Source organism: Gilvimarinus sp. F26214L (assembly GCF_054401055.1).
In genome coordinates this window covers 23,090-47,124 of the sequence record NZ_JBTIYG010000001.1, presented here as the reverse complement: position 1 = coordinate 47,124, position 24,035 = coordinate 23,090, and the positions used below count along the sequence as shown (strand labels likewise).

Here is a 24,035-nt window from a genome sequence, read left to right as displayed (position 1 = left end):
GCTGAAAAGGAGTAGAACGTGCGCACAACCTGGTTGTGGACGGCGGGTGTCCTGCTTGCTCTGGCAGGCGGTTCCTACCTGCTTTATGAATCGCTTCAGAGCCCGCCGCTGCCTGCGCAGCTGATCTATGCCAATGGCCGGGTTGAAGCCACCGAAGTACGCATCGCGACGGAGGTGGCGGGCCAAGTGGTCGAAAGTGCCCTGGTCGAAGGACAAGCAGTAGCGGCAGGCGAGTTGCTGGTCAGGCTGGACCCGACCGACATGCAATTGCAGATTGCCCGTACCCGCGCGCAAGTCGCGGCCCTCGGGCAGGAAAAGGCTCAAATTGGAAACGAATTGGCAGTGGCACGCCACCACCTAACAACGGCTGAAGCGGAAGTATCGCGTGTTCGCAAGCTTCGGGAGCAGGGTTCGGTTTCGCCTCGCCAAATGGAGCAAGCGGACAACCTGTTTCAGGAAGCCAAGGGGCAAGTGGCGGCGCTGGAAGCGACGCTTCGAGCCACGGATGCACGCATCGACGCGGCGGAACGGGAACTGGATCTGCTGGGGAACCGCTTGCAGAAAACCACGGTTCGGGCACCACGGGATGGCACCATAGCGATCAAAGGGGTCGAGCGAGGCGAATTCGTCCAACCGGGGCAGTCCGTGGCAATTCTGGTGGATCTGAGCGACGCCAGGGTGAAGGCTTTTGTTGCCGAAAGGGAGATTGGCAAGATCAAGCTGGGAGCACCGGCCCGGGTCCGTGTGGATGCCTATCCGGAGCACTTGTTTGAAGCGCGGGTGGCACGGATTGACCAAAGCGCTCAATTTACACCGCGCGACATCCATATGCCGGAAGAGCGGGTACGGCTGGTCTTCGGTGTCACCCTCGGCGTGGACAATCCAGAAGGAATTTTGAAACCCGGCATGCCAGCCGATGCATGGATACTCTGGGACCCGGACGCTGGCTGGCCCGACCCTTTGTTCGTGCCGCAATAAAAATGCCCCCGGAGACTGCCAGCAGAGTCGTCATCGAAGCCAAGGGTTTGTCGCGCCGCTTCGACAGGCGCTGGGCCTTACGCGATCTGGACTTGCGTGTTCAAGCCGGCGAAGTCGTCGGTGTGGTGGGGCCGGACGGCGCCGGTAAAACCACCTTGTTGCAAATGCTCGCCGCCATTTTGGATCCCAGCGCCGGCAGCTGTCAGGTGCTCGGCTTTGACAGCGTGCGCCAGGCGGACCAGGTGACTTCACGCATCGGTTACATGGCCCAGGGCTTTACGCTTTACGAGCGACTGACTGTGGCGGAAAACCTCCATTTCGCCGCCAAGATTCGAGGATTGTCCGACCAAAGCTTTGCGGAGCGTCGGGGTCCCCTGCTTGAAATGGCCGGTCTGCAGGATTTCCCCAATAGGCGGGAAGGAGATTTATCGGGCGGCATGCGCAAGAAGCTGGCGCTTTGTTGCAATTTGATCCACGAACCCGATCTGCTGTTGCTGGACGAACCTGGTCTGGGCGTGGATCCATTATCCCGGCGCCAGCTTTGGCTCATGCTTGAGGATCTTCGCCAGCAGGGGACAACCATTGTTCTGGCCACGTCCTATATGGACGAAGCGGAGCGCTGCGATCGCGTTTTGTTTCTAAATCAGGGTGGCTTGCTCGCCAGTGGTGCGCCGGCAGTTCTGCGCGAGCGTGCCGCCAACCAAGTGTTTAGCATTCGTGGCGATGCCCCGGAGACGATAGACACGATACTATCCGCTGCGGATGAGGTCATGAGTTTTCAGTGGCTGAGTGATCAGATTCGTTTCACACTTCGCACGCCTGCCGACTTTCCACTGGGACTGAAAAGGCAACTGGAGGAAGTCGGCACACTGGCGCCGAGCGAAGCGCGAATGGAGGATGTGTTCGCGATCATCAGTGGCGATCGCCAGATAGTCGAACAACAACATAGCGAAAACCCAGTCGCCGCGACCCATGACCCGGCACTTGCCGAGAAAACAGCTGCGATCAGCACCCAGAATCTAACCCGACGCTTCGGCGATTTCGTCGCCGTCGATGCCGTTTCTATCGACATAAATGCGGGCGAAGTCTTCGGTCTTTTGGGTGCCAACGGTGCCGGTAAAACGACGCTGATTCGCATGCTCTGCGGACTGCTTCCGCCCACGGCAGGCCGCGCACAAGTGGCTGGAGTCGAAACCGGCGAGCGACTGCTGCGGCACAGGATCGGCTACATGTCCCAACGTTTTTCTCTGTATCCCGACCTAAGTGTCGCTGAAAATCTTGCATTTTTTGCCAGTGCTTATGGACTCGCGGGTGAGCGGGCCCGTCGCGCCATCGGAGACGCCTCCGTACTGGCCGGATTATCGGAGCGCCAAGGAGAGCTGGTAGGCAGCTTGTCCGGCGCCGTGCGCCAAGGTGTGGCGCTGGCATCCAGCCTGTTACACCAACCCTCCGTGCTGTTTCTCGACGAGCCCACGTCAGGCATCGATCCCCTGGCGCGTTTTCGTTTCTGGCGTCTGATCCGCAAGCTTGCCCGTGGCGGCATGACTATCGTGGTGACAACCCATTATCTCGAGGAAGCCGCCTACTGCAACCGCCTCGGGCTGATGCATCGCGGCCGCCTGATCGCTGCTGGCGATCTGGACCGCTTGCGCCAAGGCTTTCCCAACCAGCGGCTCGAGTCCGTGGAGGACATTTTCCTCGCCCATATTGAACGAGCGGGAGGCAGCCAGTGAAGAGCAGTCCTGTCATCGCCGTGATCACCAAGGAAACACGGGAAATTCTTCGCGACCCGATCACCGTGGCCGTGGCACTGTTGATGCCACTGGTCATGCTGTTTCTGTTTGGGTACGCCATCTCCCTGGATGTGGACGATGTAGCCTTGGGCGTCTTGGACCGGGACGGCTCGGTTGCCAGCCGGGGCCTGGTGGAGCGCTTCGTTGCCAGCGGTTATTTCCAGGTGGAGCAGCGCTTTACCAGCGATGCCGCGATGGAAGAAGCTTTGCAGAACGGCCGCATCAAGCTCGCGCTGATCATGCCGCCGGACTTCGGCGAGCGGCTGGCCCGCGGGAGCGGGGCGCCGGTGCAAGTGCTGGTGGATGGCAGCTACTCTGCCACGGCCAATCTCGTCGCCTCCTATGCGGACGCCATCATCAGCAGCTACGGGCAAAACACGCCGCCCCGAATCGAGGTGCAGACCCGCGTCTGGTACAACCCCTCCATGAAAAGCGTTAACTACATCGTGCCCGGCTTGTTCGGCGTAATACTCATGGCCTTCCCGCCCTTGCTCACCGCCTTGGCAATTACACGCGAAAAGCAAAGTGGTTCCATTCAGCAAATCTTCGCCTCGCCCTTGCGGCCGTCGGAGTTTATCGCCGGAAAGCTGATCCCCTATGCCTTCATCGCATTTCTGCAAATCACCATGGTAGTTGCCGTTGGTTTTCTCTGGTTCGAGGTTCCGCTGCGCGGCAGCTTGGGACTACTGCTTGGAGTAGGGCTGATCTACGTGTTTTGCACGGTGAGCATCGGACTGCTGGTATCAACCGTCACCAGCAGTCAGGTGGTAGCCATGTTGCTGGCTTTGATTGTCACCATGATGCCGTCCTTCCTGTTTTCCGGCTTCCTGTTTCCCATTTTCACCATGCCCTATGCGCTACAACTGTACACCCGAATTTTCCCGGCCCAGTATTTTGTGGACTTCTCGCGAGGCGTGGTTCTGCAGGGTAGTGGCTTACCGGAACTGTGGCCCTCTGTCTTGCTGCTGTTCGCTTACGCGCTGACGGTTTTCATTATCGCCAGTTGGCGCTTTCGCAAGAAGGTGGCGTAATGGGAGTGCGCCTGCGGGGACTGCTGGCCAAGGAATTCATTCAGCTACTACGCGACCGGGTGATGCTGGTGCTCATCCTGTGGTTGTACACCGTGGAAGTGGTGATATGCACCGTGGCCTTGTCCTTCGACGTGAACGACGTGCCGCTTGCCATCGTCGACCAGGATCGCAGTACGGCGAGTCGTGAACTGATCCAACGCTTCCTGGCCACGGACGTTGTCGAATTTGCGGGTGAGCCATCGAATGTCACGACGGCGGCGCGCTGGCTGCAAGACGGCAATGCGCGCCTTGCCTTGATTATTCCCGAGGACTTTCAGCGGACGATCACCCGCGCGGAGCAGGCCGACTTACAAATTCTATTGGACGGTAGCAACTCCAATCTCGCGGCTCAGGCTCGCGGTTATGCACTGCAAATCGTTGCCGATTTCGAGACGGCTCTCGATAGCGAACCGCCTGCACAGCTTGGCGTCGATCCAGTGACCCGCGTCTGGTACAACCCGGACCAGAGCCAAACGTCGTTCATGGTCCTGTCCATGGTGGCACTTGCCGCCCTGATGGTCGGGGTCATTTACCCGGCCGCTTCCATCGTGCGGGAAAAAGAATCGGGCACCATCGAACAGTTACGCGTAACGCCGATCACGACGGGCGAGTTGTTTGTTGCCAAAACGCTACCCACCATCGGCATGGGCCTGCTGGCGGTTTTTCCCAGCCTGCTCATCGCCCGCTGGTTTGACGTGCCCCTGCGGGGCAGTCTGCTTTTGTTTCTAGGGCTCACCGCTCTGTTCCTGCTCAGCGCCGTTGCTATCGGGGTATTTGTCGCCAGCGTGAGTCGCAGCTTGCAACAGGCATTATTGCTGTCCTTCTTCGGTCTTTTCCCGCTACTGTTTTTATCCGGCACCCTGGCACCGGTTGAAAGCATGCCAGAGGTATTGCAAACCGCCTCGATGGCCAGTCCCTTGCGCCACTATATGGACGTTATTCTGGGCATCTTTCTGAAAGGGGCCGGCATTGAGAACCTCTGGCCGCAGGCATTGTCACTGCTGGCCATCGGGGCACCGCTGTTTGCAATGGCGGCATGGAGCTTTCACCGACAAGGGAAGTAGTCCGACTGGGAGTTCCAAGCAATAAATGCAACTGATTCCAGCCTCCCGCGCTACGCCGTGGACGCTGTCCTGCCTTGCGCCCTGTCCGCGGACCGAAAGTGCAGGTAAATGATAAAGCTCAACAGGGCCGCGAAAAAGCACCATACGGAGAAAAAGGCCTCCGTATAGAACCAGATTGAAATGGCAAATAGCGCTAGGGCCGCGGCCCCAAAAACCCGGACAATGGGATAGCTGGAAAAAAAGCAACTCACGCAAGTGGCTGCCAAATAGAGCAACATCATCGGCAGTTCGTAAAAATGCGGGGAAACGTACACGATATGTTCCCTGACTTCAGAAGTCAGAGGAAATCGGATGATCAAGTAAAGCAAATAGAAGCCCACCGCGAGACCCATTAGCAAAAACAGCCAGATCAACTGTCGACGCCGCACAGAGGGCTCCATTATGCCGACGGCGAGCGGTATGAAAATCGGCCACAGTACGTGGGAGAACACGGTAAAGGCATAGGTGGTGACGACATTCAGTGATTCGCGCTCGTAAAGAAACGAGAGCCACAGAAACCCTTCGATAATCTGTTGGACACCGAACAGCAAGGGAATCGCCGCAAACGCAAGGTCGGCTGGTCTTCGGGTCTTCCTTAGGGTTGCGGCACCGAAAACTGAAAGCGCGGCGCCGGCAGTAAAACTCGCGGTTGCTGAAAAGCACATTTTGGTTTCCCCGTGATGGCTGGCTTCAATTGCCAATTATACAAACGTCTGCAATTTGGACGATCACAGGTCGGAGAAGGGCCATGATTACGTGGCCCTAAAGTACAGGAGCAAACAAGTAGGCCCCCCTGGAGAGAACGTGGAACCAAAGCGGCTTCTCGTTCAAACCTTGCCGGGTCATGAGCCTCGAGCGGCGAAAGTCCCGTAGGAACATGTTTTCTACTTCCACTGCAAATGCCTCGTCCAGGACAATGGCCGTGCTTTCGAAGTTGAGCCTGAAAGAGCGGTTATCCAGGTTGACGGTGCCGACAGCCGCACCAACGTCGTCCACCACAAAGGATTTTCCATGCAGGAAACCATTCTGGTAGCGGTAGATTTTAACGCCAGCCTCCATGAGGTTACCGATAAAAGCGTATGCCGCATAGTAGGCGAGGCGGCTGTCCGGCGTTTCCGGGATGAGGATGCGAACATCGACTCCGCCGAGCGCAGCCAGTTTCAGCATGCCTTGCACCCCTTCGTCGGGCACAAAGTACGGGCTGGAGATCCAGATCCGATCAGTGGCTGAGTGAATCGCCTGCTGCACCATCAGACTCGCGGTATCGAACCTGTCCGCCGGCCCCGAGGGCAGTACCAACACGGGCGTATTGCCTTGCCCCGACGGCATCGGCTGCCAGGGCAAATCGAGAATACTGTTGGTGGCCCAATGCCAATCCTCGACGAAGGAAAGTTGTAACTCTAGCGCCGCCGGGCCGGTGATCTTGACCTGAGTGTCCCGCCAGCCGCTGGAACCGGCACTATTTACATATTCATCACCGATGTTGGCACCGCCAATCCAACCTGTTTCGCCATCTACAATGATTACTTTGCGGTGGTTGCGAAAGTTAACCTGAAAGCGGTTACCCGAACCGCGGGTGGAATGAAAGCTGTGCACCTTGACTCCCGCCGCGACCAGTTCATCAACATAGCGCTGAGGGAGACCGTAACTGCCGATTTCGTCGTAAAGGAGATAGACGTCGATGCCCGCGCGGGCGCGGTCGATCAGCAGCTTTTGAAATTCCCGACCGATTTCGTCGTCGCGGATAATGTAGGATTGGGCCAGGATGTACTTGCGAGCCGACTTGATGCCACGGAAGATACTGTCGAAAATCGCTTCTCCATTCACCAGTAACTCCAGGTCGTTGCCCCTCACAAACGGCAGTTTGGCCAGCGCCTGCACCGCCCGGAGGTCCTTGTACTCGTACGTGTCGGGCAGCTGATACGAGTGCAGTTCGGTGATCTCTTTGCTCAGGGCCATCGCCAGTTCAGAGTCCTCGGTCTGCCGGGCTATTGTATAGCCCTCGAACTTGGTGCGACCGAATATCCAATACGCCGGCACGGCTACATAGGGCAGGGTATTGAGACTCACGATCCAGGCGACAGCGCCCTGGGCAGTTCGGGTTGAGATCAAAGCATCAATTGATGAGCTGAAGCCAGCAAGATGAGCCACTACTATAAATGCGGCAACCAGCCGGCGCCGGCGCTTCCGCCGGCATTTTTCTGATTCAGAATTGGTCGATGGGCTACTCGTATTCATGGGGGCGTCCAAGGATCTGGTTCGCCTTCTCTTGCGCCAGGTGCTTCAGTTTAACAGCCCTGATTCTCGTGCACTACAGCTGCAAAGCAGACCATTCTCAACCCGCAGGCGCCATTTGTCTTGCTTGACCTGGGGAAAGCCCTGGGTTGCTGTACCGATGTAATCGTTTAGAGTAGGTGACGGCGAAGACGGATAGGACTGCTATTGCCGGTCGATTCAGCACAAGCGGGTGACTTGTGAACCAGCCCCACAGCGGGGCAGTAGCGGCGATTGCCAGGCCAGGTGGCTGTTGCAAGACCGGTATGCAAGGCGAGTGTATCGGCCTCGAGGCCGATTTTTCCCGCAGAAAGCCGGGCAACAGGGGCATTGCCAATGCCATAGCCGAAGCGGTCTACCATTCGAAGTCGCGTAAATGACACTCGGTTTCACGGCCATCGCCTTCATTTTACCTGGGCAAAAAAGCAACATCTTTCAAGATGTCCGGTCTGGAGAGGGTACTCTACAAGGACTGCACGGAAACTCATGGGGTTTGATCTGCGTCAACATTGCAGGACATCGCTCACATATAATCCGTACTATTTTCAAAGGCATACCGCCGTGACAACGTTCAGGATCCAGATGGAGAACTGATGGCAACACTACCCAAGTTCCTGCCACGTACACGTGTGGCCTACTTCTCGATGGAGATTGCACTTCGTCCGGAAATGCATACCTACGCGGGCGGGCTCGGCATCCTGGCGGGGGATACGGTTCGCTCCTGTGCCGATCTGGCCTTGCCCGTTGTCTTTATCACGCTGGTCAGCCGCAACGGATACTTGCGCCAGGTAATCGACGCCAAAGGTCGGCAAGTGGACCAGCCCGATCCGTGGGAACCCGCGGACTGGGCGACCGCTCTGGATGCAATGGTGGCGGTCCGGATTGAGGGGAGAGCCGTTTGGATACAACCATGGCTGTATGTAGTCACCTGTCCCTTGGGCCATGCAGTGCCGGTATTACTCCTCGATACCGAGCTTGCGCATAACCATCCGGCCGACCGCCAGATCACGGGTCGCTTGTATGGTGGCGACGAAGTTTATCGCCTGCGACAGGAAATTGTGCTCGGCATTGGCGGCCAGCGAATACTCCACGCACTGGGATTTACGATTGAGACTTATCACCTGAACGAGGGGCATGCCGCCTTGCTCCCTGCCGCGCTGTTGCAGCGCTTTCCCAAGCGAGGCGGTGGCCCCTCAGAAGGACTGCACTATGACGGCGAGCGGGTTCGCGAACAGTGCGTCTTCACGACGCATACACCGGTTGAGGCGGGCCACGACCGGTTCGACTACGACACAGCGATGCCCCTGCTGAACGAACTTATGGAGCGACAACAGCTGCAGCTCGTAGCGGGCGACGACTGCCTCAATATGACGCGTCTGGCGCTTAACTTGAGCGGATATGTCAACGGGGTTGCAATCCGCCACGCCGAGACCGCACGGCAAATGTTCCCCGGCTATGCAATCCGGTCCATTACTAATGGTGTCCATCCTCCTACCTGGGTTCACCCTGCATTCGCGCGTTTGTATCAGGACATGGCCCCGGACTGGGGACACGATCCCGAGCAACTGGCGGGGGTCGACCGGCTACCGGATGATGCCATTTGGTCGGCCCACGAAACCGCGAAGGCTGAGTTGATTGCTGAAGTTCAACGGCGAACGGGGGTAGAATTGCGACCGGACTTGCCACTGATCGTCTTCGCTAGACGGATGACCGGCTACAAGCGCCCGGACCTGATATTCAGCGACCTCGACCGCCTGAGGGCTATGGCCAGTGCTCAGCCTTTCCAATTGGTAATGGCAGGCAAAGCCCACCCGCGCGATAGCGGAGGTAAAGCTGCGATTGAGAAAATCCATCAGCACATGCACAGCCTGCGCGAAGCGATCCCAATGGCCTTCGTGCCGAACTACGAAATGGCTATCGCGCAGAAGTTGGTGGCAGGTGCCGACGTATGGCTGAACACTCCGTTGCCTCCCCACGAAGCATCGGGTACCAGCGGTATGAAAGCGGCCCTAAACGGCGTGTTAAATCTGAGCACAATGGACGGCTGGTGGGTTGAAGGCTGTACGGAGGGAGTGACCGGCTGGGCCATCAGCGGCGATGACGACGCTGAAGCTCTATATGAAAAGCTGGATCACGTGGTACTGCCACTATACTTTGATGATCGTCGACATTGGACCTGGATGATGAAGGAGGCCATAAGCAAAATCGGCCCTCGCTTTAATAGTCAGCGCATGATGCGCCGTTATGCGAGTGAGGCTTATCTGCGTTAGGTGTGCCAAGTGAACCCCTGACCGAATAGGGGCGATGACGAAGTGGTTGCGAGAACGCGAGCTCAGCCGTTGCCTACTGAGGGGGCAGGTGTTTATGTGGACTGAGGGTCAGGGTATTTTGACACATCCGCTTTTTGCTTGACCGCCTCTTCAGGCGCGCTCGGATGAACCTCTTCTTCCACGGCTTGTTCGGCTTCGCGCTCGGATTCGCGTAGCAACAAGCGCTCGATCCGGCTTTCGAGCAGCAGTGTTTTTTGTTCGCGCCGCTGAAACTCCAGCGACAGATCCTTGTATAGTGCGAAGGTCATTAACAGCATCACCAGCATAAAGGGAAATGCAGCGATAATGGACACAGTGCGCAGCCCCTCCAGGCCGCCGCTGAGTAGCAGCACCGCGGCCACCGATAGCTGCAAGCAGCCCCAAAGAATCCGGACGAAACGCGTCGGGTTGAGCACGCCTTTTGAAGTGAACATGCCGAGCACAAAGGTGGCGGAATCGGCGGAGGTGATGACAAACATGGCCACCAGCAAGGTGGCCGCAACCGATAGAAGGGTACTCCAAGGGAGTTGGTCCAGTAAGACGTACAAGCCTGCGGGAGCCTCTCGGGCGACAGCATCGGCGATACCGGCCTGCCCACTCAGTTCGAAGTGAATGGCAGAACCGCCGAAGGACGAAAACCAGAGCATGCTCAGTACAACCGGCACAATCATCACGCCCAATACAAATTCGCGGATGGTCCGCCCCCGCGAAATGCGGGCGATAAAGCTGCCCACAAAGGGCGCCCAACTCAAGCCCCAGGCCCAGTAGAACATCGTCCATTCCGCCACCCACTGGTTCTCGGAGTGGGGTGTGGTCATTAAGCTCATTTCGATGATGTTCCCCAGATACTCGCCCAGAGTTTGAGTCATCTCGCTGAGAATAAACGCCGTTGGTCCAAATAGGAGGACAAAGAGAAGCAGCGCGGAAGCCAGTAGCATATTGGCATTGCTGAGATGGCGGATGCCTTTGTCCAGTGGGGTCATGGCGGACGCCATGAAGAGTGCGCCGACCACGGCAATGATTGCGAACTGTGAGAGCACGCCGTAGGGAATATCGGCCACTCGGGACAAGCCGCTGTTGATTTGCAGGGCACCCAGTCCCAGCGTGGTGGCGACGCCGAATGTTGTCGATACCACCGCGAGGATGTCGATGGCCTTCCCCCAGCCTTGATCCACCCGGTGTCCGAGAAGGGGGCGCAAGGTTTCACTGATCAAACCGTAGCTGTTGTGCCGGAAGCGGACATAGGCGATGGCAAGGCCGACCAGTGTAAAGCTGGCCCACTGGTGAAGTCCCCAGTGGAAAAACGCATAGCGCAATCCCGCCTGGGCCGCTTCGGCGCTGCGGGGGGTTCCAATACCCAACGGAGGTTCATTGAAGTGCATCATGGGTTCGGCAACGCCCCAGAACACGAGCCCGACGCCCATCCCGCCGGAGAAAATCATGGCAAGCCAACTCGCGTAGGAAAACTCTGGAGGCTCGCCGTCGGGACCCAGCCGTAAGCTGCCAAACCTTGAACCCGCCACCAGCAATGCAAACACGACGAAGCCGCTGGTGGACAGAAGGTACATCCAGCCGACATTGGTCGCGGTGACGTCCAGTATCCGCTGTGCTCCCTGTTCCACTGCCTCGGGCTGTATAGCGGCTGCCGCCACAAACAGCGCAACCAAAACCGATGAGAGATAGAAAACGGAGCCCACGTCCCCCAACACATTTTTTGCAATAGCAGATAATCGACGCATCGTATGTTCTTTGTATCCTCCTGAATTTGCCCTGCCCACTACCGACGAGCTTGACTATAACACGGGGGAGGCAAGGGGCTTACCCTGCCGATCCAGATCCAGCGCAAAGGCCCGTCTGGCCTTGTGAAACTGGCTGGTGTTTCTGACTTCCTTGTTGTAGCCTCCAAACGGTATACCAGTCGCTTTGGCGCATCAGACGGGAGACAAGCAATGCATGTGGGAATGTGGGGGCTGGCGGTCATCGTCACAGTGATCATTTCGTGGTTGATGTATCGTTATTTGGCACCGGACAGTTGGAAAGAGTGGACCCGTGCGGGTGTGTTACAAGCGTTTATTATCGCCTTCTATGCGGAGATGTATGGTTTCCCTCTGACCATCTATTTTCTTGCGCGCTTCTTCGGGCTGGATCTGGCGTGGGGCGAGGGTGGCAATCTCTGGGCACAGCTCTTCGGCACGCCAACGGCACACATCGTCGCCATGCTACTCGGGTATAGTATCGTTTTTGTCGGCGCAACCCTGGTAGCTGACGGGTGGCGAAGAATTCACCAGGCGCGCCGCTCCGACACGCTGATGACCGATGGTATCTATGCACGAATGCGTCATCCACAGTATAGCGGGCTTTTTTTGATAGTCTTCGGCGAAGGCGTCGTCCACTGGCCAACCCTACTGTCGGTAGTTGCCTTTCCGATTATCGTTGCCGCCTATACTTTTCTGGCGCGCAAGGAAGAGAAGCAGATGCTGGCCAAGTTCGGAGACGAATACCGGCAATATCAGCGCTGCGTCCCCATGTTTATCCCCCGACGCGACGGACAACAGTCAAGGAGTTTCGAATGAACCCACAAGGCCTGACTTTGATGAGCGGCATCGCACTTCTGTTGGTCTTCGTGTTGGTGGCCTGGTATACACGGCGCCGTCACAGGCAAACCGATGAAGCAACGAGAGTTGATGATGGGCAGGACAAGAGGAGAAGATAAGTGAACAAGCATACGATTATGATGCTCGTCGGTTGTTTATTGCCGCTATTGCTGATATTCGTCCTGCCCTTACTTGGTGTAGATAGTGGCGTGGTACTGTGGATTTTTATCATTCTGATGTTCGGCTGCCATTTACTGATGATGGGTGGGCACGGCAAGGGTGGGCACGGCACGGATGGACACCATAAAGACAAGGAGTCTTCATGAATATAATTGGGGTCAGGAGACTGGGATTTGCGGTTGGCACGACGATGGCCTTGCTTTACCTGGGCTGCATGTTGGTGATGTGGTTTACCGGCGAAGCGACAACCGTTCGCTATTTCAATAGCCTGCTGCACGGGCTGGACGTGAGTACGATCATTCGTCACGACGTGCCCCTGTCAGAGGCGGCAATGGGGATTGTTCAGACTTTTGTTTTGGGATGGCTGATAGGCGCCAGCATTGCGGCTATTTACAACGTTTCGTCAAGCAAACGATAGACAAGCTGGTCTCCGTTCGGACTCAATTCGATCCATTAAGTCGAAGCTCACGGCGGGTGGGAAGCAGTAGATTATGACGGGACCAGAGAAAATATTGGTACTGAACCCAGGTAGCGCAACGATCAAATGGGCGCGCTTCGCATCTATCGAAAGTGATGTGGCCACGGAAGTGGGTAACACCTCGGTGGAAAAGCTTAAGGCAATGGTACGGAATGTGGCTGAGCGAAGCCACTGCCATCGGTTTATCGTTCGCTTTGTTCACGGCGGATCGGATTACCTCGAGCCGACTCCGGTAAACGAATCCAGCCTCAAACACCTCAAGGCTCTTGAGAAACTGGCGCCCATACACAATCACAACAGCCTCCTTTGTATTCGATTACTGCTCGAGGCGCACCCAGCCGCCACGGTCGTCGCGGTTTTCGATACGGCTTTTTTTCGGGACTTGCCCAAAGTGGCCCAGTCTTATGGCCTGCCACATGCGCTAAGCGAGAAGCACAAACTGCGACGCTTCGGCTTTCACGGTTTTGCGCATCAAGGCATGGCAGCAACGTGGGCGCAAACCAGCAAGCGGGCTAGTGGCCGACTGGTTACCATGCAACTGGGTTCTGGCTGTTCCATGGCCGCCATTTTGAATGGAAAACCAGTGGACACGACGATGGGCTTTACACCCAACGAAGGCTTATTGATGAGCACCCGCAGCGGCGATGTGGATCCGGGTTTGCTGACCTGGCTGCAGCGGCGGGAGGGCTGGTCACCGGACGAAACCGACCGAGTCCTGAACCAGGACTCTGGCTGGCTGGGAGTGTCAGGCGAGAGCAAAAACATGGCCGATTTGCTGAAGAGTGAATCGGAAGACGCCCAATTGGCCATCGACCTGTTTTGCTTTCGGGTGCGTAAGACCCTGGGCGCCTACTACGCAGTGCTCGGGGGACTTGATGGCATCGTCATGAGTGGCGGCATTGCCGAACACTCGGCGATCTTGCGTGGCCGTCTGGTGGACGGACTGGAGCATCTTGGTATTCGCATCGACCGACGACGCAACGAAAGCACTGTATACGAAGAGCGAATCAGCACGGACGAATCCGCAGTCTTTTGCATGGTGGCGCCCGGCAGAGAAGAATGTCAGATGCTGAAAGCCTGTCGGGAACTCCTCGCTGGCCTCTGAGCCGGTCAGGACAGTAATTGATCGCAGGATCGATCAATGCGGGCCATCAGCTTGTCAAAGGGCGCAACGAATTTCTGGATTCCCTCCTGTTCCAACTCCATGGCCACACCTTCCATATCGATGTTCGCAGCAGTCAGGGCGGCGGATCGTTGGTCGGCCTCTTCGATGGCACGTTTTAGGCTGGGTTCAGCCTTACCGTGGTTGCGAAAGGCGAGCAGTGTACCAAGGGGAAGGGTGGTTACTGTGCCGGGGGCAATGAGTTCCTCGACGTACTTGAGCTCACTGTAGCGGGGGTCCTTACCGCCGGTGCTGGCCCACAGCAATCGCTGAGTCCTGGCGCCCGCCGCGCCCAGTTTTTCCCAGCGGGGGGCTTGCAGTCTTTCTTGATAGCGCGCGTAGGCGTGGGCGGCTGCGGTCACGGCGGCGGTTCCCCGCAACTCAGCTAAGCCTTTCTGGTCAAGAATGCGGTCGACCTTCACATCAATTCGGCTCAGGAAAAAGCTGGCGACCGAGGCAATGCCCTTCACGGATTGACCGTCTGCCAGACGATCTTCGAGACCCGACCAGTAGGCATCGGCCACTTCACCGTAGCGCTCCGGACTGAAGAGTAGTGTCACATTGACGTTAATACCTTCCGCCGTCAGTGCACGAATGGCCGCCAGACCGGCACGGGTTCCAGGCACCTTTATCATCAGGTTGGGCTTATTTACGCGCGCCCAGAGGTGCTCTCCCTCACTGATCGTGGCGTGGCTGTCATTAGCCAGATACGGGGATACTTCCAGACAGACATACCCATCCTTTCCACCACTTTCTTCATAGACCGACATCAACAGGTCGGCCGCGTCCCGAAGATCTTCCACCACCAAATGCTCGTAAATATCTGTAGCACTTTGACCCTGCCGTGCCAACCTTTCGATAGCCGTGTCGTAAACGTCGGTCCTGTCGATCGCCCGTTCGAAGATGGCGGGATTTGAGGTTAGCCCCGCAAGCCAGTCGTCCCGTACCAGTCCGGCGATCGTGCCGTCCTGCAGATACTGCCGCTGCAAGTCATCGAGCCAGACGCTTTGACCGAGTGCCGAAAGTTGTTTAAGTGGATGAGTCATGCCACTGCTCCTTTGCAGTCCGTCGACTTACTCCGGCTGCTTCCACTGCCAGTTGCGAATTTCGGGCGGGTCCTCACCGAATTCCGTGATGTACTCGCGGTGATCGATCAGTTTGTCCCGCACCATTTGCTTCACATAGGCGGCTGTATAGCCAAGAGAGGGCACGCGATCGATCACATCGGCGACGAGATGAAATCGGTCAATGTCGTTGCGAATAGCCATGTCGAACGGTGTTGTGGTTGTACCTTCTTCCTTGTAGCCACGCACGTGGAGGTTGCCGTGGTTGGTGCGGCGGTAGGTCAGACGGTGAATCAGCCAGGGATAGCCGTGGTAAGCGAAAATGATCGGTTTGTCGCTGGTAAACAGACTGTCGAAATCCCGATCGGATAGCCCCACAGGGTGTTCTTCCTTGGGTTGCAGTGTCATCAGATCCACGACGTTGACGACACGAACCTTGAGATCGGGAAGATGCTGCCGCAGCAGGTCCACGGCTGCCAGCGTTTCCATGGTGGGCACATCGCCGGCGCAGGCCATTACTACATCCGGTTCGCTTCCCTGATCGTTACTGGCCCAGGGAAGAATGCCAATCCCGGCCTTGCAATGTTTGTTAGCGCTATCCATGTCGAACCACTGAGCCTGCATTTGTTTTCCCGCCACAATGACGTTGACGAAGTCCCGTGAACGCAGACAGCGGTCGGCCACGTACAAAAGCGTATTAGCATCGGGTGGCAAATAGACGCGAATCACGTCCGCCTTTTTGTTAACGACATGATCGATGAAGCCCGGGTCCTGGTGGGAGAAACCATTGTGGTCCTGCCGCCAGACATGAGAGGTAAGCAGGTAATTCAGGGATGCAATGGGGCGGCGCCACGGGATTTCGCTTTTGCAGACCTTGAGCCATTTTGCATGCTGGTTGAACATGGAATCCACGATGTGGATGAAGGCCTCGTAACAGGAAAAGAATCCATGCCGGCCGGTGAGCAGGTAGCCTTCCAGCCAACCCTGGCAGGTGTGCTCACTCAGGATCTCCATGACTCGGCCCTGGCTTGCCAGATGCTCGTCGCTTTCCTCCCGGTCGGCCATCCACACCCGGTCCGTTTCATCGAAGAGTGCGGTTAGGCGATTGGAAGCGGTTTCGTCGGGGCCGAAAACGCGAAAATTCTGACTGTCGCGATTGCGGTTCATTACGTCGCGCAGAAACTTGCCCAATTCCCGGGTGGCTTCGGCCAGCACTGCACCCGGTTTCGGCACATCCACGGCGTAGTCCTGATAGTCGGGCAATCGTAAATTTTTCAGCAGCAAACCGCCATTGGCATGCGGGTTGGCCCCCATGCGCCGTTTCCCTTCTGGTACGCAGGCCGTCACCACGGGCAAAGGACGACCGCCTTGGTCAAACAGCTCCTCGGGCCCGTAACTGCGCAGCCACTCTTCCAGCAAGCCGATATGCTCGGGCTTGCTGTTGAAATCCGTTAACGGAACCTGATGGGAACGCCAGGTGCCTTCGGTCAGTTTGCCATCCACCTCGTGAGGTCCGGTCCAACCCTTGGGGCTGACCAAAACGATCATCGGCCAGCGTGGTCGGCTGTGATTACCTTGACGCGCCGTCGCCTGAATGCTGCGTACTTCCCCCACAACCCGTTCAAGTGTGGCCGCCATAACCTGGTGCATGGCGGCCGGCTCGGATCCTTCCACGAAATAGGGCTGATACCCGTAGCCTATCAATAGGCTTTCCAACTCTTCGCGGCTGATGCGCGCCAGCACCGTAGGGTTGGCGATCTTGTAGCCGTTCAGATGAAGAATCGGAAGAACGGCGCCATCCACAGCTGGATTCAGGAACTTGTTGGAGTGCCACGCAGTGGCTAACGGTCCCGTTTCGGCTTCGCCGTCGCCTATCACACAGGCCGCAATCAGCTCGGGGTTATCAAGAACCGCACCGTAGGCGTGCGAGAGGGAATAGCCCAACTCCCCACCTTCGTGAATAGAGCCGGGGGTCTGCGGTCCCACGTGGCTGGGAACGCCGCCGGGAAAGGAAAACTGCTTGAACAAGCGCTGCATGCCGTCGCCATCTTGCGGCACTTCCGGGTAGACCTCGCTATAACTTCCTTCAAGCCAGGTATTGGCTACCAGAGCGGGTCCACCGTGGCCAGGGCCGGCGATGTAGATGCAGTCCAGATCGTGGTTTTTGATCGCGCGGTTCAAGTGCGTATAGATGAAGTTGAGGCCGGGCGTAGTGCCCCAGTGGCCCAACAAACGCGGTTTTATGTGGTCCGCCTTGAGCGGTTCTTTCAGCAGCGGATTGCCCAGCAGATAAATCTGTCCGACTGAAAGGTAATTGGCTGCCCGCCAGTGGGCGTTGAGTCGTTCGACTTCTTCAGTCGAGAGCGAGTTTGTCGCACTGCTTGCCTGATGCATATCGGTACTTTCCTAGTCAGGAGGACTGTAACGGGTATTTTGCCCGCATCGCTTGATATACATCAAGCATAGGATCGTAGTCTGGGTATTGTGGTCACAAATGATTCGAATCGGTCGGATGCCTCTGCATCCATCGTGCGCTAATGCCGCAATAAGGATGTTGTCGATATGGGCGACTCAGCCGAACCTACTTCGGCCATCTGGTCCTATGACGCCGTAATCTTTGATATGGACGGTGTGATCACCCGCACCGCTGATCTTCATGCCATGGCATGGAAGTCTTTGTTCGATCAATTTCTGCAGCAGCATCCGGAGTTGCCCGCCGAGGCGCGCCGACCCTTCGATATTGAGCACGACTATTTTGGTTACGTGGACGGAAAGCCCCGCCATGCGGGTGCACGCGCGTTTCTGCACGCCAGGGGAATAGAGACGCCCGAAGGCGAGCCCGCCGACCCGGAAACGGTCGAGACTGTGTATGGGCTTGGCAAACGTAAGGATGCGCTGTTCGAAAAGCAGCTCCACAGCCGGGGCGTGCAGGTTTTCGAGGGTGCTCTGCAGCTGATCCGCGCACTCCGTGAAGCCGGCATCCAAACCGCGGTTGCCACCTCCAGTCGACACGGTCGTCAAGTGCTAGCCTCAGCCGGACTCACCTCTCTTTTCGACGCCGTTCTGGATGGAATCGACATTCACGAATTGGGTCTGACTGGCAAGCCAAGCCCGGACGCCTTTCTCGCGTGTGCGCGGCGACTGGGTGTGAATCCTGCGAGAGCAATCATCGTGGAAGACGCAATTGTGGGGGTTCAGGCCGGGCAGGGAGGCGGCTTCGCTCTCACTGTCGGGGTGGATCACGGCGGCAAGGCCGAAGCGCTGGCCCGCCACGGGGCCGATGTTGTGGTGTCCGACCTCGCGGAGCTTGATCCCGCCGAACTGGCGAGCCGGGTGGAAGAGCGGCGACAGCAGGAAGCCTGGTTTATAGAGCAGATTGGCTTTGATCCGTCCCGGGAACCGGATCTGGAAAGCATGTACACCGTCGCCAACGGATACATGGGCGTCCGGGGCGCGCCGGATATTCCACTGCCCAATTCGCAGGGTGATCTGTTTGTGGCGGGGATTTACGCCAGTAAACATCCCAGCCGACCATACTCCGAAGCAGAGTTCATGACCGAAGAACGGGAAAGCAAATACGCGGAGCTCGTTTCACTACCTTTTCCTTTTCGTCTGTCCGTTGATGTCGATGGCGAAGAACTCACGCAGGCCGACAACCGATGGCGACGTAACCGTCGTCTCCTTGACATGCACAATGCAGTGGTCCGACACGAGACAACTTTTAACACTGGTGACGGGCGGGAAACGTCCATCGGCAGCCAGCGTTTTGCTTCACTAGCGAACCGACATGTACTCGCGCATGAATTCATACTCTGCGCGGACAATCATTCCAGCAACATCCACCTCAACACCTCCTTGCTGACCCCGCACCTTGCCGACCGCCATCCCCACCTGCGGGCGTCGCCGGTCCAAATCCGCCAAGGAATGGAGATCCAATGTTATCGCACGACAGGTTCCGACCTTTGTGTTTGCGTTGCCTCGAGAACCTTGCACCAGGGTGACAGTGAGGAGGGCACGGACTGGCGGCTCGCGGGCCGCATTGGTGAGCCGTTGGCGTTTCGCCGCTTTGTTGTGATCTATACCAGCAGGGACTGCGATAATCCGTTGGACGCTGCCTTGGAAACGCTGAAGACCTTCTCTTGGGACAGTTTCGATCAGTTGATGGCTGCGTACCGTCGAGCGTGGCAAAAAATCTGGCAAAGTGCCGATATCGAAATTGTTGGTGCTCCCGCGGTGGTGCAGGCGTTGCGTTTTCACGTATATCACCTTACTGGTGCAGCCGCCAATGACGGCAAGGTGTCAGTCGGTGCCCGGGCCCTGACGGGGCGGGCCTATGAAGGCCATGTCTTCTGGGACGTGGAGATTTTCATGTTGCCGTTTTACCTTCATAGCCAACCACTGTTGGCGCGCAGCCTTCTTTCATACCGCTACCACACACTTGACGGTGCCCGACTACGTGCCAGGGAGCTGGGCCATGTCGGCGCATGCTACGCCTGGGAATCCACCGCCAGCGGCGAAGACGTGACGCCGCGAAAAATCATCTTGCGCACCACCCGGAAAGAAATACCCATTTACACGGGTACGCAACAACTTCATGTCACCGCCGATGTGGCCTATGGTCTATGGCGCTACTGGGAGGCAACCGGCGACGAGGCGTTCATGGCAGAAACCGGGGTAGAGGTGTTTGCTGAAACAGCCCGCTTCTGGCACAGCCGCTGCGTCGAAGAGAACAACCGCTATCACCTGCGCGGCGTGGTCGGCCCTGACGAGTATCACCACTCCGTGGATGACAATGCCTACACCAACTGGATGGCCTGGTTCAATCTGGTCAATGCGTGTCGAGCGGTGAACTGGCTGTGGCGAAAACACCCATCCCGCCACGCCGAGCTGGTTAACCGAATAGCGCTCGCGGAATCGGAGCTTCAGGCCTGGCGACATTTGCTGGACAGGCTCCACCGTCCTCAGCCGAATAAGAATGGGATCATCGAACAATTCGAAGGATTTTTTGAGCTGGCGGATTATCCATTACCAGCGGAAGAGCGATTCAAGGCACCCATCAGCCGGTTATTCGACTGGGAGGAAATCAACCGTCTGAAGCTGATTAAACAGGCGGACGTCCTCATGCTCCTGCACCTGTTTCCGGAATGCTTTCCGCCCGATGTGCTGGCAGCCAATTACGACTTTTACGAGCCGATAACCGACCACGGCTCGAGCCTGTCACCCTCCATACACGCGGCCATCGCCGCCCGCCTGGGGCGCCAGGAAGCGGCGGAGCACTATTGGCGGCAAAGCCTTTTTCTCGATCTCTCCAATGTGATGCACAACAGTTCACTTGGCGTCCATCCAGCGGCGATGGGTGGCACCTGGCAGGCTTTGCTGTGGGGCTTTCTTGGCGTTTCATTCGCAAAATCTTCTCCCACCGAACATAGAGAATTGAATGACGAGCTTGAAAAACTCCCGGACCGGCCGTTTGAAAGCCCTTTATGGAACGCGGAGCAGCCTATCGTCGGTGATAGTGCCGCACGGCGGCTGCCGCAACGCTGGCGTCACCTTGCATTTACCATTTACTGGCGAGGTCGATCCCACCGCGTGGAGGTAAGTCGATGAGCATAGTCACTTCCATTCTGGTGCCACTCGACGGCTCGGCACACGCGGCAAAAAGCTTGGGTAGCGCCGTCTGGCTTGCGGACAAGCTTGATGCAAAACTGCACCTGCTCCGAGCTGGCACAGAAGCACTGCCTTCGCGACAGGCTTTGATGGACTTGAAAATTCCGAGGCAACACTGGTCGCATATCACCCTTCATCAATCTGCAAGCTATCCGGAACAGGCGATTCTCCAGGCTGTACAGGAGCTTCGGGTGGATCTGATTGTCATGTCCGCGCAGGGCCAGAGCGCCAATGGCAGGGAGGACAACGTAACTCCGCTCGGCCATGTTACCCGCACTGTCATCATCGACTGCGAAGTGCCTGTGTTGCTGCTGCCTCCCGCATTCCATGAAAAGTTGCCCTGGCGTTCTCTGCTGGTGCCCATCAGCGGAGAGGTGGAAGCGGACCAGGTGCTGACTCTGGCCATTCGCCTCGCCCAGCCCCTGGGTTTGGCAGTGCATGTGGCTCATGTTGTGGATGGCGGTGACTACGGATACCTGGCGGAAACGGAGTACGCTGATTCGCCCTACCACGAATACGCAGGTCGGCTTGAGGCGATGGTGAATCGAGCTTCGATGCAATGCAGTCCTGCAGAGTGTCGCTGCCTCGTTGAGGATGTGGCGCTTTGCCGGGGCGATATCGCTGAGGAATTGGTCAAGATCATCCGCAAAAGAGATATCGATGTTCTGGCGATTGGCTGGCACGGCCACCTTGCCCCAGGCCGGGCCCGTATCCTTACGCAGCTATTGCAACGCTGTGCAAAGCCCGTTTTGTTACTGAAGTCAGAGCAGCCGCCGGAATTTGCGTTGAAGGTGGGTGAAGCGCTGGAGTAATTTACTCCAGAGAGCCGCTCCCAAATCCAAGCGTTGAAAGGAAGTATCCATGGATCAAAAAAAAGAAGACGAGCTTGAACAAAAAAAACCACACCCGCAGATCCAGGCCGCCGAGGCGGCCAAAGTGCAGGGGCATGCCGGGCATCACGATCGGCATGGTGAGGGCGCTGGTCACAAGGGGCACGGCGATCATGCCTCCCACGACCATCACGCGATGATGGTAGCGGACTTTCGTCGCCGCTTCTGGGTTTCCCTGCTCATCACGATTCCGGTACTCGCTCTTTCCGACGGGCTGTGGGGACTGTTTGCTCTGGATACGCCCGTCGCCTTCCCTGGCGACCGCTACGCACTGTTCGGACTGTCAGGCGTCATCTATTTCTACGGCGGCTGGCCCTTCCTGAAAGGCGCCTTCAACGAAATCGTGCGTCGCCGCCCCGGAATGATGCTGCTGATTGCCGTGGCGATAAGCGCAGCATTTTTTTACTCGGTTGCGGTTACCTTTGGCTTCCCCGGCATGGGGTTTTACTGGGAGCTGGCAACCCTAATCGACGTAATGCTGCTTGGTCACTGGGTGGAGATGCGGTCAGTCATGGGCGCATCCGGTGCGTTAGAGGCGCTTGTGAGACTCTTGCCTTCTGAAGCGCACCGCTTGCGTGATGACGGTTCGACCGAGGACATCCCCGTCACCGAGCTCAAGCGAGGCGACCGCGTTTTAGTAAAACCCGGTGAGCGCGTGCCCACCGACGGTGTGATCATCGACGGCCAGACCTCCCTCGATGAATCGATGTTGACTGGCGAATCCAAGCCGGTGGAAAAGAGCGCGGGCGCCGAGGTGATTGCCGGATCTGTGAATGGCGAAGGAGCATTTACCCTGGAAATACGAAAGACCGGCGATGATACCTACCTTTCGCAAGTGATGGAGATGGTGCGCCGTTCCCAGGAGTCCCGTTCTCGCACCCAAGATCTCGCCAACCGCGCCGCCGTCTGGTTGACCGTCATTGCCCTGGGCGGTGGTGCGCTCACTTTCGGCGTCTGGTTGTTTTTGGACGGGGGGGTGCAGTTTGCCATTGCCCGGGCTGTAACGGTCATGGTGATCGCCTGTCCCCATGCACTCGGACTGGCAGTTCCTTTGGTGGTGGCAGTCAGCACCAGCATGTCGGCAAGCCATGGACTGCTGATTCGGGAACGCGCTTCCTTTGAGCGCGCCCGCGAACTGCAGGCGGTGGTTTTTGATAAGACCGGCACGCTGACCGAAGGCCGATTCGGCGTCGCCGATATCCTCACCTTCGGCGAAATGGACGAGGAGGAGTCACTGCGGCTGGCGGCGGCTCTTGAGAGCCATTCCGAACACCCCATCGCCAAAGGCGTGGTCCGAGCCGCAAAGGACCGGCAGTTGCAAACGCCGGCGGTGACCGACTTCAAAAACATAACCGGGCGCGGTGCGCAGGCCCGGATCGGCGGACGGGATGTGAAGGTGGTCAGCCCAGGTTATGTCCGCGAGCAGGGTTTCGATCCAGATGAAGCTGCACGGAAAATTGGTGGCGGAAAAACCCTCGTGTTCCTTCTGGTGGACGGCGAAGTGATGGCGGCCATTGCGCTGGCGGACGTGGTCAGAGCCGAGTCCCGCGCCGCTATCGACAAGCTCAAGGAAATGGGCATCCAATGCATGATGCTGACCGGCGATTCCAAGGCCGTGGCAGAGAGCGTTGCGCGTGAACTGGGGCTCGACGATTACTTCGCCGAGGTATTGCCAGAACAAAAGGCGGACAAGATCAGAGAAGTAAAAAGCCGAGGCTTACGTGTCGCCATGGTGGGTGATGGGGTTAATGACGCGCCGGCATTGGTGGAGTCGGATCTGGGCATCGCTATCGGTGCAGGGACGGATGTCGCCGTCGAGTCCGCCGACGTTGTTCTGGTGCGCAGCGATCCACGCGATGTAGTCGCTATTGTCGGACTCGCCCGTGCTACTTACCGGAAAATGGTCCAGAACCTTTTCTGGGCAACCGGTTACAACGCGTTCGCCATTCCACTCGCCGCCGGCGCGGCTGCAGCGTGGGGGATATTGTTGACGCCTGCGGTGGGTGCTGTACTCATGTCCGCCAGTACGGTGATTGTTGCGATCAACGCCCGTTTGCTCGGGCGACAACCAGTTGAAGCGGTGAGATGAGCCTACAAGCGGCAGGAAGTCATCCAGGGCGATTCGTAAGGGCAGGAACGCAGGAACCACGGAATGTCCGGCACCGGCACGGATCGATCGACGACTTTCCTGCAGTCGGCAGCTGCGCCCTGCTGTTGAGCACCGCTGCCGCTCTTGTACCAGCGTATACAAGGACGAATGACTAAGCGATGCAGAAACAACCATGCAAGAACATATGCAAAACGATATTTGGCTGATGATCGAACATCAGGCCCCAGACCAGTAAACAGGACCTAAAGAACTGAAGAACCGCAAGAAGGCAGCATCAGCGGTGTGCGAGGGCAGGTGAAAGTCACCTTCAGCCGCTTTCATTGGGTACGGATATCGTCAGGCCACCAGATCCGTCTTCGACGA

At 57.5% G+C, this 24,035-nt stretch carries 17 protein-coding genes; 12 read left to right on the top strand and 5 right to left on the bottom strand.

Translation table 11 applies throughout. The features are described 5' to 3' along the window. The first annotated feature begins 18 nt into the window (after positions 1-18). Genes ACURWW_RS00180 through ACURWW_RS00165 form a run of 4 tightly spaced genes read left to right on the top strand, consistent with a single transcriptional unit; the run spans position 19 to position 4,905 of the window. Positions 19-978: an HlyD family secretion protein gene (locus ACURWW_RS00180; RefSeq protein ID WP_445614987.1), complete on the top strand. Its 960-nt coding sequence runs from the start codon at positions 19-21 to the stop codon at positions 976-978. After that, positions 921-2,711, top strand: a complete 1,791-nt coding sequence (locus tag ACURWW_RS00175) for an ATP-binding cassette domain-containing protein (RefSeq protein ID WP_445614986.1) — start codon at positions 921-923, stop codon at positions 2,709-2,711. Before ACURWW_RS00180 ends, ACURWW_RS00175 begins: the two co-directional genes overlap by 58 nt. Next, positions 2,708-3,802, top strand: coding sequence for an ABC transporter permease (locus tag ACURWW_RS00170; RefSeq protein ID WP_445614985.1), 1,095 nt, complete (start codon positions 2,708-2,710; stop codon positions 3,800-3,802). The genes ACURWW_RS00175 and ACURWW_RS00170 overlap by 4 nt, the downstream gene beginning before the upstream one ends. Next, positions 3,802-4,905 carry an ABC transporter permease gene (locus ACURWW_RS00165; RefSeq protein ID WP_445614984.1) on the top strand — a complete coding sequence of 368 codons (1,104 nt, stop codon included), beginning with the start codon at positions 3,802-3,804 and terminating at the stop codon, positions 4,903-4,905. Before ACURWW_RS00170 ends, ACURWW_RS00165 begins: the two co-directional genes overlap by 1 nt. 50 nt (positions 4,906-4,955) lie before the next feature. Here the strand turns inward: ACURWW_RS00165 and ACURWW_RS00160 are convergent, their stop codons facing one another. Further along, on the bottom strand, positions 4,956-5,609 hold the full coding sequence (locus tag ACURWW_RS00160) for a DUF6629 family protein (RefSeq protein WP_445614983.1): 654 nt from the start codon (positions 5,607-5,609) through the stop codon (positions 4,956-4,958). Between the two features lie 97 nt (positions 5,610-5,706). Beyond that, positions 5,707-7,194, bottom strand: a complete 1,488-nt coding sequence (gene cls / locus ACURWW_RS00155; protein ID WP_445614982.1) for a cardiolipin synthase — start codon at positions 7,192-7,194, stop codon at positions 5,707-5,709. Between the two features lie 617 nt (positions 7,195-7,811). Here cls and glgP point away from each other — a divergent pair. After that, the gene (gene glgP, locus ACURWW_RS00150) at positions 7,812-9,488 is read left to right on the top strand and encodes an alpha-glucan family phosphorylase (RefSeq protein WP_445614981.1); all 1,677 of its coding nucleotides are present in this window, start codon (positions 7,812-7,814) and stop codon (positions 9,486-9,488) included. A 92-nt stretch (positions 9,489-9,580) separates the two neighbouring features. Here glgP and ACURWW_RS00145 read toward each other — a convergent pair whose 3' ends face one another. Then, positions 9,581-11,266 (bottom strand): BCCT family transporter, encoded by a 1,686-nt coding sequence (locus tag ACURWW_RS00145; protein WP_445614980.1) that lies wholly within the window; start codon positions 11,264-11,266, stop codon positions 9,581-9,583. A gap of 210 nt (positions 11,267-11,476) precedes the next feature. Here ACURWW_RS00145 and ACURWW_RS00140 point away from each other — a divergent pair, with 210 nt between their 5' ends. From ACURWW_RS00140 to ACURWW_RS00125, 4 genes are all read left to right on the top strand, one after another. Beyond that, a complete protein-coding gene (locus tag ACURWW_RS00140; RefSeq protein WP_445614979.1) occupies positions 11,477-12,100 on the top strand; it encodes a methyltransferase family protein in 624 nt (207 codons plus the stop codon). Between the two features lie 140 nt (positions 12,101-12,240). Next, positions 12,241-12,447 (top strand): hypothetical protein, encoded by a 207-nt coding sequence (locus ACURWW_RS00135; protein ID WP_445614978.1) that lies wholly within the window; start codon positions 12,241-12,243, stop codon positions 12,445-12,447. Further along, on the top strand, positions 12,444-12,719 hold the full coding sequence (locus tag ACURWW_RS00130; protein WP_445614977.1) for a DUF5676 family membrane protein: 276 nt from the start codon (positions 12,444-12,446) through the stop codon (positions 12,717-12,719). The genes ACURWW_RS00135 and ACURWW_RS00130 overlap by 4 nt, the downstream gene beginning before the upstream one ends. 73 nt (positions 12,720-12,792) lie before the next feature. Continuing rightward, the gene (locus ACURWW_RS00125) at positions 12,793-13,884 is read left to right on the top strand and encodes an acetate/propionate family kinase (protein WP_445614976.1); all 1,092 of its coding nucleotides are present in this window, start codon (positions 12,793-12,795) and stop codon (positions 13,882-13,884) included. A 5-nt stretch (positions 13,885-13,889) separates the two neighbouring features. Here ACURWW_RS00125 and tal read toward each other — a convergent pair whose 3' ends face one another. Continuing rightward, entirely contained in the window at positions 13,890-14,987 is a 1,098-nt protein-coding gene (tal, locus tag ACURWW_RS00120; RefSeq protein ID WP_445614975.1) for a transaldolase, read from the bottom strand. Positions 14,988-15,014: 27 nt separating this feature from the next. Further along, entirely contained in the window at positions 15,015-17,399 is a 2,385-nt protein-coding gene (locus tag ACURWW_RS00115) for a phosphoketolase family protein (protein ID WP_445614974.1), read from the bottom strand. 168 nt (positions 17,400-17,567) lie between these two features. Here ACURWW_RS00115 and ACURWW_RS00110 point away from each other — a divergent pair, with 168 nt between their 5' ends. Genes ACURWW_RS00110 through ACURWW_RS00100 form a run of 3 tightly spaced genes read left to right on the top strand, consistent with a single transcriptional unit; the run spans position 17,568 to position 23,651 of the window. Beyond that, entirely contained in the window at positions 17,568-20,612 is a 3,045-nt protein-coding gene (locus tag ACURWW_RS00110; protein WP_445614973.1) for a beta-phosphoglucomutase family hydrolase, read from the top strand. Next, on the top strand, positions 20,609-21,484 hold the full coding sequence (locus ACURWW_RS00105) for a universal stress protein (protein ID WP_445614972.1): 876 nt from the start codon (positions 20,609-20,611) through the stop codon (positions 21,482-21,484). Before ACURWW_RS00110 ends, ACURWW_RS00105 begins: the two co-directional genes overlap by 4 nt. Before the next feature lie 49 nt (positions 21,485-21,533). After that, positions 21,534-23,651, top strand: a complete 2,118-nt coding sequence (locus ACURWW_RS00100; RefSeq protein WP_445614971.1) for a copper-translocating P-type ATPase — start codon at positions 21,534-21,536, stop codon at positions 23,649-23,651. The last annotated feature ends 384 nt before the right edge of the window (positions 23,652-24,035 follow it).

What these genes read in the sequence shown, in the direction of transcription:
- ACURWW_RS00175 (WP_445614986.1), top strand. Translation starts at nt 921, where the DNA reads ATGGATACTCTGGGACCCGGACGCTGGCTGGCCCGACCCTTTGTTCGT.
- ACURWW_RS00165 (WP_445614984.1), top strand. Translation starts at nt 3,802, where the DNA reads ATGGGAGTGCGCCTGCGGGGACTGCTGGCCAAGGAATTCATTCAGCTA.
- ACURWW_RS00160 (WP_445614983.1), bottom strand. Translation starts at nt 5,609, where the DNA reads ATGTGCTTTTCAGCAACCGCGAGTTTTACTGCCGGCGCCGCGCTTTCA.
- glgP (WP_445614981.1), top strand. Translation starts at nt 7,812, where the DNA reads ATGGCAACACTACCCAAGTTCCTGCCACGTACACGTGTGGCCTACTTC.
- ACURWW_RS00145 (WP_445614980.1), bottom strand. Translation starts at nt 11,266, where the DNA reads ATGCGTCGATTATCTGCTATTGCAAAAAATGTGTTGGGGGACGTGGGC.
- ACURWW_RS00140 (WP_445614979.1), top strand. Translation starts at nt 11,477, where the DNA reads ATGCATGTGGGAATGTGGGGGCTGGCGGTCATCGTCACAGTGATCATT.
- ACURWW_RS00130 (WP_445614977.1), top strand. Translation starts at nt 12,444, where the DNA reads ATGAATATAATTGGGGTCAGGAGACTGGGATTTGCGGTTGGCACGACG.
- ACURWW_RS00125 (WP_445614976.1), top strand. Translation starts at nt 12,793, where the DNA reads ATGACGGGACCAGAGAAAATATTGGTACTGAACCCAGGTAGCGCAACG.
- tal (WP_445614975.1), bottom strand. Translation starts at nt 14,987, where the DNA reads ATGACTCATCCACTTAAACAACTTTCGGCACTCGGTCAAAGCGTCTGG.
- ACURWW_RS00115 (WP_445614974.1), bottom strand. Translation starts at nt 17,399, where the DNA reads ATGCATCAGGCAAGCAGTGCGACAAACTCGCTCTCGACTGAAGAAGTC.
- ACURWW_RS00110 (WP_445614973.1), top strand. Translation starts at nt 17,568, where the DNA reads ATGGGCGACTCAGCCGAACCTACTTCGGCCATCTGGTCCTATGACGCC.
- ACURWW_RS00105 (WP_445614972.1), top strand. Translation starts at nt 20,609, where the DNA reads ATGAGCATAGTCACTTCCATTCTGGTGCCACTCGACGGCTCGGCACAC.
- ACURWW_RS00100 (WP_445614971.1), top strand. Translation starts at nt 21,534, where the DNA reads ATGGATCAAAAAAAAGAAGACGAGCTTGAACAAAAAAAACCACACCCG.